General features: G+C 33.3%; 11 protein-coding genes and 1 tRNA gene. 3 read left to right on the forward strand and 9 right to left on the reverse strand.

Annotated elements, in window-relative coordinates; genetic code table 11:
- Positions 1-14: 14 nt before the first annotated feature.
- Complete coding sequence (locus DMZ43_RS02645) at positions 15-1,013, reverse strand: winged helix-turn-helix domain-containing protein (RefSeq protein WP_131506098.1); 999 nt, start codon at positions 1,011-1,013, stop codon at positions 15-17.
- Between the two features lie 115 nt (positions 1,014-1,128).
- Here DMZ43_RS02645 and DMZ43_RS02650 point away from each other — a divergent pair, with 115 nt between their 5' ends.
- Together DMZ43_RS02650 and DMZ43_RS02655 are read left to right on the forward strand one after the other, a co-directional pair.
- The gene (locus tag DMZ43_RS02650; protein WP_131506099.1) at positions 1,129-2,286 is read left to right on the forward strand and encodes a glycosyl hydrolase 53 family protein; all 1,158 of its coding nucleotides are present in this window, start codon (positions 1,129-1,131) and stop codon (positions 2,284-2,286) included.
- Between the two features lie 2 nt (positions 2,287-2,288).
- Positions 2,289-4,727: a glycoside hydrolase family 2 TIM barrel-domain containing protein gene (locus tag DMZ43_RS02655; protein ID WP_131506100.1), complete on the forward strand. Its 2,439-nt coding sequence runs from the start codon at positions 2,289-2,291 to the stop codon at positions 4,725-4,727.
- 79 nt (positions 4,728-4,806) lie between these two features.
- On the opposite strand, the gene DMZ43_RS02660 is transcribed toward DMZ43_RS02655, so the two are convergent.
- From DMZ43_RS02660 to DMZ43_RS02695, 8 genes are all read right to left on the reverse strand, one after another.
- On the reverse strand, positions 4,807-5,577 hold the full coding sequence (locus DMZ43_RS02660) for a 3-hydroxybutyrate dehydrogenase (protein WP_131506101.1): 771 nt from the start codon (positions 5,575-5,577) through the stop codon (positions 4,807-4,809).
- On the reverse strand, positions 5,570-6,361 hold the full coding sequence (locus DMZ43_RS02665) for an alpha/beta fold hydrolase (protein WP_131506102.1): 792 nt from the start codon (positions 6,359-6,361) through the stop codon (positions 5,570-5,572). The genes DMZ43_RS02660 and DMZ43_RS02665 overlap by 8 nt, the downstream gene beginning before the upstream one ends.
- 11 nt (positions 6,362-6,372) lie before the next feature.
- Positions 6,373-8,844 (reverse strand): TonB-dependent receptor, encoded by a 2,472-nt coding sequence (locus tag DMZ43_RS02670; RefSeq protein WP_131506103.1) that lies wholly within the window; start codon positions 8,842-8,844, stop codon positions 6,373-6,375.
- A 150-nt stretch (positions 8,845-8,994) separates the two neighbouring features.
- Positions 8,995-10,410, reverse strand: a complete 1,416-nt coding sequence (locus DMZ43_RS02675; protein ID WP_131506104.1) for a hypothetical protein — start codon at positions 10,408-10,410, stop codon at positions 8,995-8,997.
- 3 nt (positions 10,411-10,413) lie between these two features.
- The gene (locus tag DMZ43_RS02680; RefSeq protein ID WP_131506105.1) at positions 10,414-11,355 is read right to left on the reverse strand and encodes an alpha/beta fold hydrolase; all 942 of its coding nucleotides are present in this window, start codon (positions 11,353-11,355) and stop codon (positions 10,414-10,416) included.
- Positions 11,356-11,366: 11 nt separating this feature from the next.
- On the reverse strand, positions 11,367-12,881 hold the full coding sequence (locus DMZ43_RS02685; RefSeq protein ID WP_131506106.1) for a class I adenylate-forming enzyme family protein: 1,515 nt from the start codon (positions 12,879-12,881) through the stop codon (positions 11,367-11,369).
- On the reverse strand, positions 12,850-14,361 hold the full coding sequence (locus tag DMZ43_RS02690; protein WP_131506107.1) for a sodium/pantothenate symporter: 1,512 nt from the start codon (positions 14,359-14,361) through the stop codon (positions 12,850-12,852). The genes DMZ43_RS02685 and DMZ43_RS02690 overlap by 32 nt, the downstream gene beginning before the upstream one ends.
- A gap of 250 nt (positions 14,362-14,611) precedes the next feature.
- Positions 14,612-14,693, reverse strand: a tRNA-Leu gene (locus DMZ43_RS02695).
- 122 nt (positions 14,694-14,815) lie between these two features.
- Between DMZ43_RS02695 and DMZ43_RS02700 the strand changes: the two genes are divergently transcribed.
- Complete coding sequence (locus DMZ43_RS02700; protein ID WP_131506108.1) at positions 14,816-16,204, forward strand: dipeptidase; 1,389 nt, start codon at positions 14,816-14,818, stop codon at positions 16,202-16,204.
- Positions 16,205-16,220: the final 16 nt, after the last annotated feature.

Below are 16,220 nucleotides of genomic sequence, written 5' to 3' on the forward strand. Positions count from 1 at the left end.
TAGCGTTTAAAATATTACAATGAATGTCTTATAATAAGTGTATTTGGGTTTTCAATATTTTGCTTTTCTTCTTTCATCAACATTTGAGCTAATCGCTTTCCCATGGCTTTAAAATCAGTTGAAATAGTTGTTATTCCTCCATCTACCACTTCTTTTAAAAGCGTATCATTATATGAAATAATGCCTATATCATTTCCTGTTTTTAATTGTTGCTCTTTTATTTTTTTTATCAGAAGTATTAAATCATAATCGTCTAAAACTAGATACACTTCTCCTTTTTTAGGTATTCTATTGTCTAACGAATCAATAACTTCACACGGAAAATCAATAGACTTTCTAAATTTTTGAAAACCGTTTAACATGCCTTTAGGCTGTTTTAAATTTGGAAATAACAACACCACTTTTTCATACTTTTTAATTAAATGAAATGCGTCATTTAGACTCTTAAAAATGTCATTTTCAAAATTTTGGTGAATAGATGGATAGTGTTGTAATTCTTCTGGCATTTGGTCCAGAATATAAACTTTATCTTCTGGAAGTTTGTCAATTACCATTTGGGTTTGACCCATATTTGCAGGCATAATTACATAGTAATTATAATTTCCTATACTATCATAAATATGCTTTTGGAAAACATCAAAACTAAAATGATGAAAAAAAATATCTACTTGAATGTTATCATTTAATTCCTCTAAAAAAGCATTATATAAATCTTCCTTAAACGCATTAAGTTCATCAAAAAGCAGAAATACTTTTCGTTTCACATCTATATTTTCACTTTTTATGTAATAACCTTTACCTGAAACTGACTCAACAATTCCTCGCATTTTCAATTCATTAAAAGCCATTAAAACAGTATCTCTAGACAATGAAAACTTATTTCTAATGCTATTAATAGAAGGCAGCTTATCTCCTTTTTTGAGCAACCCACTAGTTAAACCATCTTCAATTGAAGTTATAATTTGCTTATACTTTGGCGCTCCAATTTGTTCTGAAACTGAAATAATACTCATGTGACAAAGATATAAAAACTGGTAGGTACTGGTAGGGTTTTAAAGAAATAATTTTTAAATTCGCATCAAACAACAATATTTTTAAATGTTTTAATCATAAAACTGATTGATAATTATGAAATTAACAAAACTTATATACTTACTCAATTTGCTCTTGTTTTCAGCTTTAGCGTGTTCGTCTGATACTAACAATACTAATCAAGACCCTACTGATGACGATACAGCTCCTATTGAAGATAGTTTTTATTATGGTGCAGATTTATCTTACGTAAACGAAATGGAAGATTGTGGAGCGACATACAAAGATGCAAACGGAGTTACTAAAGATCCCTTTACTATTTTTCAAGAAGCAGGAACAAACTTGGTGCGTGTGCGTTTATGGCACAATCCAACTTGGACTAATTATTCCAATTTTCAGGATGTAAAAGAAACCATACAACGTGCTAAAGCAAAAGGAATGGATGTACTCTTAGATTTTCATTATTCCGATACTTGGGCAGATCCAAGTACCCAGGAAATTCCAGCAGCTTGGATAAATGAAATCAACAACACAGAAGCTTTGGGTAATTTACTCTATGAATATACTTATGATACTTTAGAAACACTATCTAACGACAACTTATTACCAGAAATAGTACAAGTAGGCAATGAAATAAACGGTATGATTTTACAACAAGGTGAACTCGTTTGGCCTATAGATTGGACTAGAAATTCGCATTTGATAAATAAAGGCATTGAAGCAGTTAGGGATATTTCTATTGCCAAAAACAAAGACATTGAAATCATGCTTCACATTGCTCAACCTGAAAATGGTTTGTGGTGGTTTGAACAAGCAACCAATGCAGGTGTAACTGATTATGACTGGATTGGGCTTTCCTATTATCCAATATGGAGCGATTACAATTTAAGCAACGTGGGTTCTGCCCTAAGCACATTAATCAACACCTACAACAAACGTTTAATGATTGTAGAAACTGCTTATCCTTTTACTATGGAAAATGCCGATAGTGCCAATAACATTCTTGGAAACGACGCTTTAGTTTCTAGTTATCCAGCTTCACAAGAAGGTCAATTAGGCTACTTAAATCAACTACAAAGCATCGTAGAAAATGCAGGTGGCGAAGGCATTGTGTATTGGGAACCTGCTTGGGTATCTACTAGCTGCTCCACGCAATGGGCTCAAGGTTCTCATTGGGACAACGCTACACTTTTTGATCATAATTATCAAGCTACTTTAGGCATGCAATTTTATAACGGTTCACAAGACAATTAAACATGAAAACTAAAGCACTTCTTCTTTTCTTATCAATCATAATTTTAAGCTGTTCAAAAACTAAAAAGGAGTCTTCCACTCGTGAAATTATTACTTTAAAAGAAGGCTGGAAATTCCAAAAAGGTAGTTTTCCTGATGCTTCTTCAATCGATTTTGATGATGCCAATTGGGAAAAAGTAATCGTACCACACGATTGGGCAATTTACGGTCCGTTTGACAAAGAAATTGACAAGCAAGTAGTAGCAATTACCCAAAATGGAGAAGAAGTAGCCACAGAAAAAACAGGACGTACTGGAGCTCTACCTTACATTGGTGAAGCTTGGTACAGAAACACATTTGATCTTCCCAATTTTGATGAAAACAAAAAGGTTCTGATTTTATTTGAAGGTGCCATGAGCGAACCCGAAGTGTTTGTGAACGGTAAAAAAGTTGGCGAATGGAAATATGGTTACGCCTATTTCTATTTTGATATTTCTGAACACGTACAAGCCACAAACAATACACTTTCAGTAAAGCTCAACAACAAAGGAAAATCTTCAAGATGGTATCCTGGAGCTGGCTTATACAGAAATGTACGTGTTATTATAAAAAATCAAGAAAGTATTGACCAATGGGGAACCTTCATTACAACGCCAAATATTAATGAAGAGGTTGCTCAAGTAAATGTAAAAACCAACGTTACTGGAGATAACTTAAAACTTGTTACCACTATTTTTGATGCCAAAGGCAATGAAGTTGTTTCAAATGAAACGACTACGCGTTTCGGTAACCAATTCGAACAAAACATTGCCGTAAAAAACCCAAAACTGTGGGATACTGAAAATCCTTATTTATACAAAGCTATTTCAAAATTGTATGTGGGCAATACTTTAAAGGATGAAGTCACTACCAAATTTGGTATTCGTGACATCAACTACGACCGAAATACTGGTTTTTCTCTTAACGGAAAACCAACCAAGTTTAAAGGAGTTTGTTTACATCATGACTTAGGCCCTTTGGGAACAGCTGTCAACACCTCAGCTTTAAGACGTCAGTTAGAAATATTAAAAGACATGGGAGCAAATGCTATTAGGAGTTCCCACAATATGCCATCTTTTGAACAATTGGAGCTTTGTGACGAAATGGGATTTCTATTTTTAGCTGAAAGCTTTGACGAATGGAAAAAACCAAAAGTAAAAAATGGTTACAACCTCTATTTTGATGATTATGCTGAAAAAGACGTGGTCAATTTAGTGCGCGCCACAAGAAATCATCCTTCTATTGTGATGTGGAGTTCTGGAAATGAAGTACCAGACCAATGGGGAAGCGAAGGTGTAAAACGAGCTAAATGGCTACAGGACATTTTTCATCGTGAGGATCCAACACGACCTGTTACTGTAGGTATGGACCAAGTAAAAGCGGTTATGGAATCTGGCTTTGGAGCCATTATGGATATTCCAGGACTAAACTATCGTGTGCATTTATATGAAGAAGCTTACGAACGTTTTCCGCAAGGGTTTATTCTAGGTTCAGAAACAGCTTCAACCGTAAGTTCTCGAGGTATTTACCATTTTCCTGTTGAAAAAGGTAGTATGATGCAACATGACGATTACCAATCGTCTTCTTATGATTTGGAATATTGCAGCTGGTCTAACCTTCCAGAAGACGATTTTATATTACAAGACGACAAACCTTGGGTTTTAGGCGAATTTGTTTGGACTGGTTTTGATTATTTAGGAGAGCCAACACCTTATGACGAAGTGTGGCCATCACGTAGTTCGTATTTTGGAATTAATGATTTAGCAGGTTTACCAAAAGACCGTTACTATTTGTACCGAAGCAGATGGAATACCAAAGACGAAACCTTACACATCTTACCACATTGGAATTGGGAAGGTCGCGAAGGCGTAACAACACCTGTTTTTGTTTATACCAATTACAACAGTGCTGAATTATTTTTGAACGGAAAAAGTTTGGGTATTCGAACCAAAAATAATAGTTCACCGCAACATCGCTATCGATTAATGTGGATGGACGTAAACTATGAACCTGGAACTTTAAAAGTAGTAGCACTAGATGATAACGGAAATCCAACTGCTGAAAAAGAGATTAAAACTTCAGGTAAACCACATCAACTAATTTTAGAACCTGACACTACAACTATAAAAGCCAATGGCGAAGATCTTGCTTTTGTAACCGTTTCAGTTATGGATGAAAATGGGATTCCTTGTCCAACAGCAACTAATCAGTTAAAATTTGAAGTAACAGGCAATGGAAGGTATCGAGCAGCTTGTAATGGAGATGCTACCTCATTGGAGCAGTTTCATTTACCAACCATGAAACTATTTAGTGGAAAGCTTGTTGTTTTGGTACAATCCACAAAGGAAGCAGGAGATATTACGCTTACCGTTTCAGGTGAAGGATTAAAACCTTCTAGTGTTCAGTTAAAATCGATACTTTAAAAGCCAGCTGAAAAACGTCATATTACCAATTGCTTTCCAGGTGGCTTCACTTAAAATTAAACTAATTCAAATAATCTTTTTACTGCGCTGTCCATCCTCCATCAAGAACGAACTCAGTTCCTGTAATAGTTGATGATGATTCTTTTGATAACAGTAAAGCCATATCTGCCAAAGCTTCAATTGGAACAAAAGACTTTACCGCTTGTTTTTTTAGCATGACTTTGGTTATGACATCCTCTTCAGACATGTTATGAGATTTCGCCTGATCTGGTATTTGTTTTTCAACAAGTGGTGTACGTACATAACCTGGACAAATAGCATTACAAGTTATATTATATGGAGCTCCTTCTAGACCTAATACTTTTGTCATTCCTATTACACCATGTTTTGCAGTTACATAAGCCGTCTTATATTCGGAAGCTCGTAATCCATGAACCGAAGAAATATTTATTATTCTTCCGAAACTTTGTGCTTTCATGTATTTCCAAGCTGCTTTAGAGGCATAAAATGACGCATTCATATTAAGAGCAATAATAGCTTCATATTTTTCGTTAGGAAACTTATCAATTGATGAAACATACTGTATGCCAGCATTATTTATTAAAACATCTATTCTTCCAAAAGTGTTATAGGTTTGTTCTACTAATTTCTCAACTTGATTGGAATGCATGAGATTAGCATTGGAAAACGCTACTTCAACATTATTTTTAGCTCCAATTTGAGTTGCTATCTCTAATCCATTTGTTTCTAAACCGTGAAACATAATATTATATTGATTTTCAGCAAAATGCTTCGCTATACCTAAACCAATACCGCTTGTACTTCCTGTTATTAATGCAACTCTATTCATTTTTTAAAAAATCTAAAACAATTTCATTGAATGCATCTGGTTGATCTAAAACAACTCCATGCCTTGAGTTTTTTACTACTTCTAGTTGTGCATTTTGCATTCTTGACACATAGGCTTCTTTAAAATCCACAGACGAATAATCCATATCTGAAGCTATAACTAATGTTTTGGTTTTTATTTCTTTGAGCTTAGTACCAAGTCCCCATTCCATCAAGGTAACAAATGACTGATAATAAGCCTCAAAATTATTTGCAGCACAGCGCTTTTCAAACTCATTTCTTAACATTTCTTGTTGTGGTTCTGGAAACATATTAAAGGCTATTTCTTTAGCCAAAGCTTCTAACCCTTTTGTTTTTAAATAAGTTGTTCTACTATTCAATAAATCATCTCCTAATTTTCCCATTCCATTAAAATCAGGACCACTATTAACAATAACCATCTTGTCTACCAAATTTGGATAAGAACATGCTAATTGAAAGGCAACAGCTCCACCCATTGAAAAACCAATTGGTGTAACTTTACTAAGGTTTAACCGATTTAAAAGACTAACCACATCTTCAACCATAATATCTACACCATAGTTCAAGTTTTCTTGAAACGATTTACCATGTCCTCGCAAATCTGGAGCTATTACTCTATACTCTTTAGAAAATGGCGCAATTTGAAACTGCCAATCTAACTTAGTTGACCCTAATCCATGTAACAATAATAACGTTTTGTTATTATTGTTACCAGTATCAGAATAGTCCAAAGAAATAGGCTTTATATTTATTTCTTTTGGCATTTTAGTCTCTATTATTTATTCTTATTAAAGAAGTTTAAATTGTATTTAAGTTCAAAAGAAATCAATCTTCCTATTGTTGGAGAAGCTACAAACTCTCTAATATCTGTATCAAATAAGTTAGTTACATTAACCCCTAAAGACACATTTTCATTTAGATTATACCCAAAATTAGCATCAACAGTAAAACCTCCTAGCTGACCATAATTCCAAGTTCTTCCAACCTGAGCGTTTTCGACAATTTCATTTACACCATCACCATCCATATCTTGAGTTTCAGCAGCTACATTGATACCTGAGAAAAAATCATAGTCTTGTATCCAACGACCAAATATGGCTCCATAAAATTTATCTGAGCTATAATGCAAGCCAATGTTAGCTTTGTTTGCTGGAGTATTTATAGGTAATTCACTCTCTAAAACTACTCCATCTAAGTTTCCATCATTATCAAGATCGTTTGTATCTAAACTTCTACCGAAGTAAGAATAGTTTAATGATGCTCTCAATGCATCAGTAAAGTAATAGTTTAGACCCAAATCAAAACCATAAGTATCAACACTACCAAAGTTACTATAGGTTAATAAAAATGCCGAGGTACTTGCTCCTGGTGATACTTCGTCAACTGGTGTATCTCCTATGTGAGTTACAAAATTTCCGTTTTCAGCATCTACAATATTTCTTAAAGGGCTTATAAAGTTTTCAGACATATTGTAATATGCACTTGCATCTATAAACAATTTATCTGAGATTTTTCCTTTAAAACCAAGCTCAAAAGAGTTGATGGTCTCAACTTCTAAAGCATTAATTTTTGTACCATCTGTTAATGTAAACCCTTCTCCATTTCCTAAAACCAATCCTCCAAATAGATTTCCTTTTAAGTTAAGTATAGAAGGTACTGCCATACCTCTACCATAAGTTAACCTAAATGTTCCTGCATCGATAGACTTGGTAACAGCAGCTTTAGGTAAAAAATTTGTTCCATATAAATCATGGTTGTCTGCTCTTAAACCTAATAAGAAGTTCCACCCACTGTCTAACTTGTATTCAAACTGGCTATATACACCTGCTTGACCAATCTCAATTGGACCATCAGCATCCAAGAGATATGTTCCTTCAGAATCTGCCATATCCAATTGATATTGTGCTCCTACAGTAAGGTAAAAATTGTTCCAATTATTATTGTATTGTGCTTCTCCATTAAACCTTTCAGAAGCATCTTTAAATAAAGCACCTCTAGGAATAGCTATACCAAACGCTGGAACCCATTGTTCATAAAGTGCACGACTCCAAGCTTCATCTTCAGAAAAACCATTTTCTATAAACGATACATAGTTTTGCGTACGTTGGTTTATTGCGTAAGTTTCATCTGTTCTACTCCAAGTATAATATGTATTTGCAAAGAAGTTTTTTGACACAAATTTTAATTGCGCAATATCCAATGTCCAATCTTTAATTTGATTTCTACCTGCGTTAGTTACAGCTAAATTAGTATTATTGCTATGGCCATAATACCCTATCAACTCTGATTGTTTTCCTGTTTTATAATGTACTGCTCCACCATATTTAAGCGCATCAAAATCTCTATCTAAGTTATGTTCGTTATAAGCTGTTGTACCAACATATACTGAGTCTACATAGTTGAACTCTTTTCCTGCTGTTCTTTCTAGATGCACTTTAAAAGACAATCTATCATTAATAACTTGAGCGTGCCTTAACCTACCTGTGATTACATTTTGATTACCTGCACCAAATACCAAAGTTGTACCTTCTGATGTTCTTGGGTTTTTTGTAATTGTACTTACCAATCCGTTATGAGCATTTGGTCCATATAGTGTTCCATTAGGACCCAACAAAATCTCAACGCGCTCTATATCATCTTTTGTAACCGTAGAAAACGATCCATAAGGTAATCCTGTTGCAATAAGCATAGATACTCTATCATCAGTAATTTGTAGGTTTTTTGAATTAAATGCCGAATTAAAACCACGAATATTAATTCCTGTTCCTAAAACTCCTGTCCTAACAAAATCAACTCCTTTTTGTCTCGATGCCATTTCGCCTATATTAAAGCTTGGAAATTCAGCTATTTCCTTAGCTGTAATAACTTCAACAGTTGCTGGTACATCTGTGATTTTTTGAAGCTTTTTTCCAGCGGTAATAACTACTTCATCTAAAACATTTTCACCTTCTTGAAGTGTTATATTTAATTCGGTAGTTTGACCAGCAATAACAGCAACATTTTCTTTATATGCTTTATAACCTACAAAAGACACTGTAATTGAATGTTCGCCCTCTGGGACATTTTCAAGACTGTACTTACCATTAAAGTCTGTTACAGCTCCTAAGTTTAATTCAACTATTTGAATGGTAGCTCCTGGCAATGGAACTCCATTTGAATCAACAACTGTCCCTCCTATTTTACCAGAATCTTGTGCATAGGCAAAACCAGTAATCATTAAAATTGTTAGTAGTAGTATTTTCTTCATGATTTATCGCTAATTAAGTTATGCTTGCAATCTATTATGAATATAAATGGATTTAAAAATAAAAGTAAAAGTTATTGACTGCGACTTTAGAATTGTAAAATAGTGAATTGCCTGAATATTAACTTAATTAAAGCTAAAAACAACTATAAATTAAAGGTGTGACTTTAGCTTCAAAAAAGCTTCAGGAAGATTATTTGATAGTGTATCTATAACTTGAATAAGTACCATTTTTTGGCTTTTTGTAGGATTTAAACCCAGTAATGGCACTTTGATTTCTTCTAGTAATTTTGAAGAATTTATTTGCCCTTCCATGTATTTTGACAAGGATATACTCCATGATATGTTTGGCACATAGTTAGGCATTATTTTTCGATCGGTTTCTTTAGACGAAATATTATAAACTGTTGCAATTTTAAGCAGTTCCTTATACTTTTCATTTGCTATTAATACATTAAAGTAAGAAGTGAAAAAGTGATGCCAACGATGTTTTAAAACTTCCTTTTTATACTGTTTTAAAAAATTAATAGCGATTTCCTCGGCCAACTTATTTTGGTCGAGTTGATTTAGCACTCTTATTTTATAAGAACAAAAGCCAATTTTTTGATGATAGTTATAAGACTCCTTATAAAGTTGATGGTAATTATCTAGTACCTTTTTGGCTTCTTTTGGTTTATTATTTTTTAGCAGAATAGCTACTAGATTGTTTACATACATTAATGTATCGTTATTGTAACGTCTTATGGAAAGGTATGCGTAATACTCGGCTAAATCTAATTCATTTTCTTTAGAATGCATAAGCACTCTACTAGCATAATAATTAGACAACAAACGCCTTGAGTACATCTCGCCATTACTAAAGTACCCATCAATTTCATCGAACAACAGTTTTAGTTTTGAGCTTTCATTATAGTTTGTGTACAAAAAAGCCAAAGTAATAAATGCCATATACCTGTTTCTGCCATCAACATTTTCAGTTTTAAAAACCTCTAGAAGCCACGGCTCCCAATATTTAGTTTCATTTTCTTTTTGGGTATATTGACTTGTTATTTCGGTTGTTGCACTATACAGTTTTTGCTGAATTGATTTTGATTTTTTATAATCTTCAGAATAGTTTTCTAAAAAACCAGCTACAGTTTCGTGGTCTTTGTAGCGTAACCGAATTAGTAAATAAGGCTTGTACTCTTGGGCTAACTCATAAACAATTTGAAAATTATAGCCCACTGTTTTGTAACGACTTAAAAAGTTTAAAAACACTTTTTCTTCTGAAGAAACAATTGCATCTAAAAGAATTTTTTTCTTTAAATCTAGAATCCATTTAGCTGTTTCATCAACGTCTATACTTTCTAGTTTTTTTAGTATCCAGTTTTTTACATAGGAGTACTTACGCTTGTCAATGTTTGTGTCAAAATTCGCTTTTGAGGTATTACTTATAGCACTTTTTGCTAAACGATTTATAATTTCGGTTTTCTCATCATCAGTAAATAAGTGTTCTGAAGCTAAGTATTTAGCTTCGTTAGGTAGAATTGTTTTGCTAAACTCTGTAAATTTTTTGAGTTTAATCTTCATGAATTAATCTTTTTCAATAAATTCTTTAATTAAAAAATTTACTTTTTCTGATTGCTCAAACTGCAAAAAATGTCCACTTTCTTCAACAAAGTTAAGCTGGCTATTTTTTATTAGCTCTTTTGCTTTTTCCCCAACTTTAGCTACATCTAAATCTGGATGAAAATAACGATTAGGTATCAACCTATCATTTTTACCATAAAGCACTAATGTTTTATGAGATATTTTGGCCAAATCATCTACAACAGGGTCATTCAACATGCCTGCAATACTTTTTGAAATTGCTATACAATGTGCTTCAAAATCTATTGCTTCTTTAATAGCAATTCTATCTTCAATCATTTTATCTACTTCGTTGGGTTGCTTATAAAAATTAAGCGCATAATTGTTTTTAATCTGTTCGTTATTTGTACTCGCAACAAATTCAGGTGTAAACATTGTTTTCATAATAATTCCGTGCGCTTCAGAAAATGTTTCTATTCCTGCAGGAGCGACCAAAATCAACTTATCTATTTTTTCAGGTGAATTAATTGCTAATTTAATGGCTGCCTGCCCTCCCATTGAATGACCTATAAGAATGACATTTTTTAATTTTAACTCATCAATAAATGCTGTTATGGTTTTTGCAAAATAAGATGGCGTATAACTCGCATTTTTGGGTTTTGACGACTTACCATATCCAGGTAAATCTAAAGCAACACATGTGAAATTTTCCTTTAAGGTTTTTATGTTTTTTGACCATGCATCTGCATTACTACTTAAACCATGAACAAATAAAAGAGTTTTTTCTCCTTTACCTTCTTTAATATAAGCAATTTCAATAGTATCTAGATTAACAAAGCGCGTTTCGTATTCGTATTTGGAGACTATGTTTTTCATTATTTTATCACAAGTTTGTGCATACGTAACTAAAGGTAGTATAATTAGCATTAAAATTATTTGCTTCATTTTTTTTAAGTTTAAGGTTGTAATTTAGCTTTATACACTTTGTAATATGCCAGTAGCTTTTTTCTAGAGATTTTCCCTACACTAGTTAATGGAATTTCATCTAATATAATTATATGTTTTGGCCGTTTAAACGATGCCAATTTCTTGTTTACAAAGGTTTTTACTTTTTTTAAAGATTTTTCGTTTTCTAACACTACAAAAGCTACTCCACACTGTCCCCAAACAGGATCGTCAACACTTAAAACTGTAGCTTTCATAACATTTTCACATGTTAATAATGTTGCAGTAATTTCTTGTGGATGAACATTTTCACCTCCAGAAATATACATATCATCTTGTCGTCCTTTTAAAAATAAAAATCCATCTTTATCCTTTGTCACCAAATCTCCAGTATGCAACCAGCCGTTTTTAATTTTATTATTGGTTTCGGTAGAATTGTTCCAGTAACCTGGTGAAACAATATTACCCTTAATACAAAATTCCCCTACCTCATTTACTCTTGCTTTACGGCCAGTAGATAAAACTATTTTTGTTTTTAAGTAAAAATTAGGCTTACCGATAGACTCAGGTTTAGTCATAGCTATGTCGTGATGTAAAGACGTAATGCTTGGTCCTGCTTCAGTTAAACCATATCCTGGTCTAATTGATATACCTTTCTTTTCTTTCCAAAGCTTTAAAAGACTAGGCGATACAGTTTCTCCTCCAGAAATTATAAATCGTAGGTGCTCTAAATTTACGCGATTAAACACTTCAGTTTTTTGCATCATTGCCAACATAGTTGGTAATGCCATGAAAAGTGTAGTTTTATTAAGCTCCAACAAACACAATATACGTTCGGCATCAAACTTTTCAACCATATCTATTTGAGCTCCTTTATGTAATAGAGGAGTTATAAAAATATTCCATCCAGAAGTATGGTAAGGAGGTAATGTATTAATGGTTGAATCACGAAATGTTATACCTAATTGCATTGAGGTATTTAGGCTATTCCAAAACATCATTTTGTTAGTGTAAATAACTCCTTTTGGTCTTCCTGTTGTGCCTGATGTATAAAAAATAAAAATAGGATTCTTCTCTTTTATTTGAACTGCAGTTGGTTTAACATCGACTCCATCCTTGTAATAACGTTCTATAAGATCTAAATGAATAGTCTTTGGTAAAGGAATTGAAAGTTGCCCTAGCTTTTCTTTTTGGTTCTCACTATAAAGCAATAGAGCAGGACTACAATCTAAAAACAGCATTTCAATGTCGCTTAAGGATAACCTATAATTTAAAGGCACAATAATAATCCCACTTCGTTGGCAAGCAGACAACAATACAATGTAATGCAAGCTATGCTCTGCCAAAACAGCAATTCTATCTCCTTCTTGAAGACCTAATTCTTCAAATTTCTCGACAAGTCTATTCGCATAAACATGGATTTGACTATAAGTGTATTTTTCTTCGCTGTCAAAAGACGTTACAGCAATTTTATCAGGTGTATAATCTGCCCATTTAGCTATCCAATCCAACGTGTCTGTGGTCATCTTTTTTCTTATTAAAATAGTACAACAAATAGCCTACTACAACCGAACTCACAATAGCAATAGCAGCAGGAATCCCAGGATTATTTACTGGCTCTTGCATATAGGGAGTGAGTCTTCCGTAGTAAATCCCGAAATGAACTACCAAAGCAACAATACTTGCTGCAAAAACAGCTTTAAGCGGAACATTTTTTAAGAACATTCCAAAAAGTACTGGTACAAAAGCAGCAGCAAAATAAGCGTAAACACCATTTTGAGCAAAAATAGCGACACTTACGTCTGGGTTTACAATTTGATTCCAACTTAATACAAAACTCACAAGTCCTAAAATAACTATCACTCCTTTATTTACCAAAACCGAATGCTTTGAAACACGTTCTTTAAAAATTGGCTGTAGTATATCTTGGGTAATAGTAACCGAAAGCGACTGTATTAAACTTTCTAAGGTAGATAATCCTGCTGAAATAAGCCCAACAACTATAAACATTCCAAATCCAACAGAGAATTTCACTACAACATAGGTAGGGATAATTTCATCCATTTTTAAGGCTGTTCCATTAACTTTTAAATCAGGAAACGTTAACCTCGCATACAAGCCGACAACTACAACCAAAAAGAAAACAACCATAAACATAATACCACTAAAGAGGTATTTATTTATCTTTTTAGAATCTTTTAAAAGTAATGATTTTGTGATAATATGTGGCTGACAAACAATAGCAACACCAATAATTATTTGAGCAAGAATAATTTCAAAATAATCCCTAAACAAAAAACTACTTGTATTTGTGGGTTTAGTTAAGTTTTCATCAATACCACCCAACTTTTCGATAAAACCCGTTACTCCATTTTCAAAAAACTCATAACCAGAACCTATTAAAACCAACGCCACAAAAAACATAATTATGGCTTGAATGGTATTGGTATAGACCATAGAGTTAGCACCACCAAACATCATATAACCAAACACAAAAACAGTAATACCCAACAACACGTAAAACGGCTCTGTATTTAACGATTTTGAAATTACCTGCGTTAATCCCACATTGATAAGTACAATAAATGTTATTAAAAGTAATGCCAAAACAGCCATAAAAAAGGCATACGACTTACTTTTATATCGTTGTCCCATCCATTGTGCCATAGTGGTTGCTTTAACACTATGTCCATATTTTGCAAAGCCTTTAGTGAGTACAATTAATGACACAAAAGCTGCAATTGGTAAAACAATACCAAAAGACAATACTCCTGAAATTCCATATAGAGCAATAAAACCTGGATTTATTATAAAAGTAGCAGCACTAGTCATGGAAGCTGCCAAAGAAAGTCCAACAACCCAAGACGGAAACTTTATATTCCCTACAGCAAAATCAGAGATGTTCTTTGCTTTTAATGCTCCTCTTATTACAAAAAACAAAATTACAGCAGCATAAACCACCAATAAAATTGCCATAAAAGTTACCCATTGTTCTGATGCTTTCATTAATTGTTATATTAGAAAAACAAATAAACTTTTTAAAATTTCAATATAAGGAAAGAAAACAAAAATAACATGTGTGACTTTCATTAATTAAATAATATTTTTAAATTTAAAAAACTGAATTACAATTATTTAAAACACAAAGACTATTGAATTAAATTATAATAAAAAGTAATATGAGTCTTTAGAGGCAAGTTCATAACTATTAAAAACAAAAAAAGCCTCAGTATTTAACTGAAGCTTTCTCGTCTTGTACAGGCGGAGAGACTCGAACTCTCACACCTCGCGGCACTAGATCCTAAGTCTAGCGTGTCTACCAATTCCACCACGCCTGCATTTATTCTCCGAAGTTTCGGGATGCAAATATAAACAATAGTTTCAATATTCAAATAACTTTATTTACTAAAAAATCGTCCTCGATTTTGTATTTTTGGGAGAATTCAAAAAAATATAACAAATGCAACATATTCAATCTTATATTGAAGAACATAAAGATCGATTTTTAAATGAGTTGATTGATTTACTCAAAATACCTTCTATTAGCGCTGACTCAGCTTATAAAAATGATGTTTTAAAAACTGCTGATGCTATTAAAACCAGCTTAGAGCTTGCTGGATGTGACCATGTAGAAGTTTGCGAAACCGAAGGTTACCCAATCGTTTATGGCGAAAAAATAATTGATAAAAACCTACCTACCGTTTTAGTGTATGGTCATTATGATGTACAACCACCAGACCCTATTGAGCTATGGACTTCACCGCCTTTTGAGCCAGTAATAAAAACAACTGAGCTTCATCCTGAAGGTGCTATTTTTGCGCGTGGAGCTTGCGATGACAAAGGCCAAATGTATATGCATGTTAAGGCTATGGAATTTATGACTAAAACCAATCAGCTGCCTTGTAATGTGAAATTTATGATTGAAGGTGAAGAAGAAGTTGGTAGCGTTAACCTTTCAAAATTTGTTAAAAACAATCAGGAGAAATTAAAAAATGATGTGATTTTAATTTCTGATACAGGAATGATTGCTAAAGATGTACCTTCTATTACAACAGGCTTAAGAGGGTTAAGCTACGTAGAAGTTGAAGTTACTGGACCTAACAGAGACTTACACTCTGGTTTATATGGAGGAGCTGTTGCTAACCCAATAAATGTGTTAACCAAAATGATTGCATCTCTTCATGACGAAAACAATCATATTACCATCCCAGGATTTTATGATAAGGTTGAAAATTTATCAGATGCAGAACGTGCTGAAATGGCAAAAGCACCTTTTTCATTAGAAGACTACAAAAAAGCTTTAGATATTGATGCTGTTTATGGAGAAGAAGGATATACTACAAACGAACGCAACTCAATACGACCAACTCTTGATGTTAATGGTATTTGGGGAGGTTATACTGGCGAAGGCACTAAAACAGTTATTGCTAGTAAAGCTTACGCCAAAATATCAATGCGTTTAGTACCTCATCAAGATTGGGAGGACATCACACAGTTATTTAAGACTCATTTTGAAAGTATAGCTCCAGCAGGAGTAAAAGTGAAAGTGAAACCTCATCATGGTGGACAAGGCTATGTAACTCCTATCGATAGTATAGGTTATCAAGCAGCTTCAAAAGCTTATGAAGACACCTTTGGAACAACACCAATACCTCAACGAAGTGGTGGAAGTATTCCAATTGTTTCTCTTTTTGAGCAAGAACTGAAAAGTAAAACTATTTTAATGGGATTCGGTTTAAATAGTGATGCTATTCATTCACCAAACGAACATTATGGTGTGTGGAATTATTTTAAAGGCATCGAAACTATTCCTTTATTTTATAAGTATTTTACTGAGCTTTCTAAATAATAGTAAAAAAAAACCG

This window comes from Meridianimaribacter sp. CL38 (genome assembly GCF_004328055.1).
Classification (GTDB): domain Bacteria; phylum Bacteroidota; class Bacteroidia; order Flavobacteriales; family Flavobacteriaceae; genus Gaetbulibacter_B; species Gaetbulibacter_B jejuensis.

Excerpts from the sequence above, each read along its gene's own strand:
- DMZ43_RS02645 (WP_131506098.1), bottom strand. The coding sequence starts at position 1,013 with ATGAGTATTATTTCAGTTTCAGAACAAATTGGAGCGCCAAAGTATAAG.
- DMZ43_RS02650 (WP_131506099.1), top strand. The coding sequence starts at position 1,129 with ATGAAATTAACAAAACTTATATACTTACTCAATTTGCTCTTGTTTTCA.
- DMZ43_RS02655 (WP_131506100.1), top strand. The coding sequence starts at position 2,289 with ATGAAAACTAAAGCACTTCTTCTTTTCTTATCAATCATAATTTTAAGC.
- DMZ43_RS02660 (WP_131506101.1), bottom strand. The coding sequence starts at position 5,577 with ATGAATAGAGTTGCATTAATAACAGGAAGTACAAGCGGTATTGGTTTA.
- DMZ43_RS02665 (WP_131506102.1), bottom strand. The coding sequence starts at position 6,361 with ATGCCAAAAGAAATAAATATAAAGCCTATTTCTTTGGACTATTCTGAT.
- DMZ43_RS02670 (WP_131506103.1), bottom strand. The coding sequence starts at position 8,844 with ATGAAGAAAATACTACTACTAACAATTTTAATGATTACTGGTTTTGCC.
- DMZ43_RS02675 (WP_131506104.1), bottom strand. The coding sequence starts at position 10,410 with ATGAAGATTAAACTCAAAAAATTTACAGAGTTTAGCAAAACAATTCTA.
- DMZ43_RS02680 (WP_131506105.1), bottom strand. The coding sequence starts at position 11,355 with ATGAAGCAAATAATTTTAATGCTAATTATACTACCTTTAGTTACGTAT.
- DMZ43_RS02685 (WP_131506106.1), bottom strand. The coding sequence starts at position 12,881 with ATGACCACAGACACGTTGGATTGGATAGCTAAATGGGCAGATTATACA.
- DMZ43_RS02690 (WP_131506107.1), bottom strand. The coding sequence starts at position 14,361 with ATGAAAGCATCAGAACAATGGGTAACTTTTATGGCAATTTTATTGGTG.
- DMZ43_RS02700 (WP_131506108.1), top strand. The coding sequence starts at position 14,816 with ATGCAACATATTCAATCTTATATTGAAGAACATAAAGATCGATTTTTA.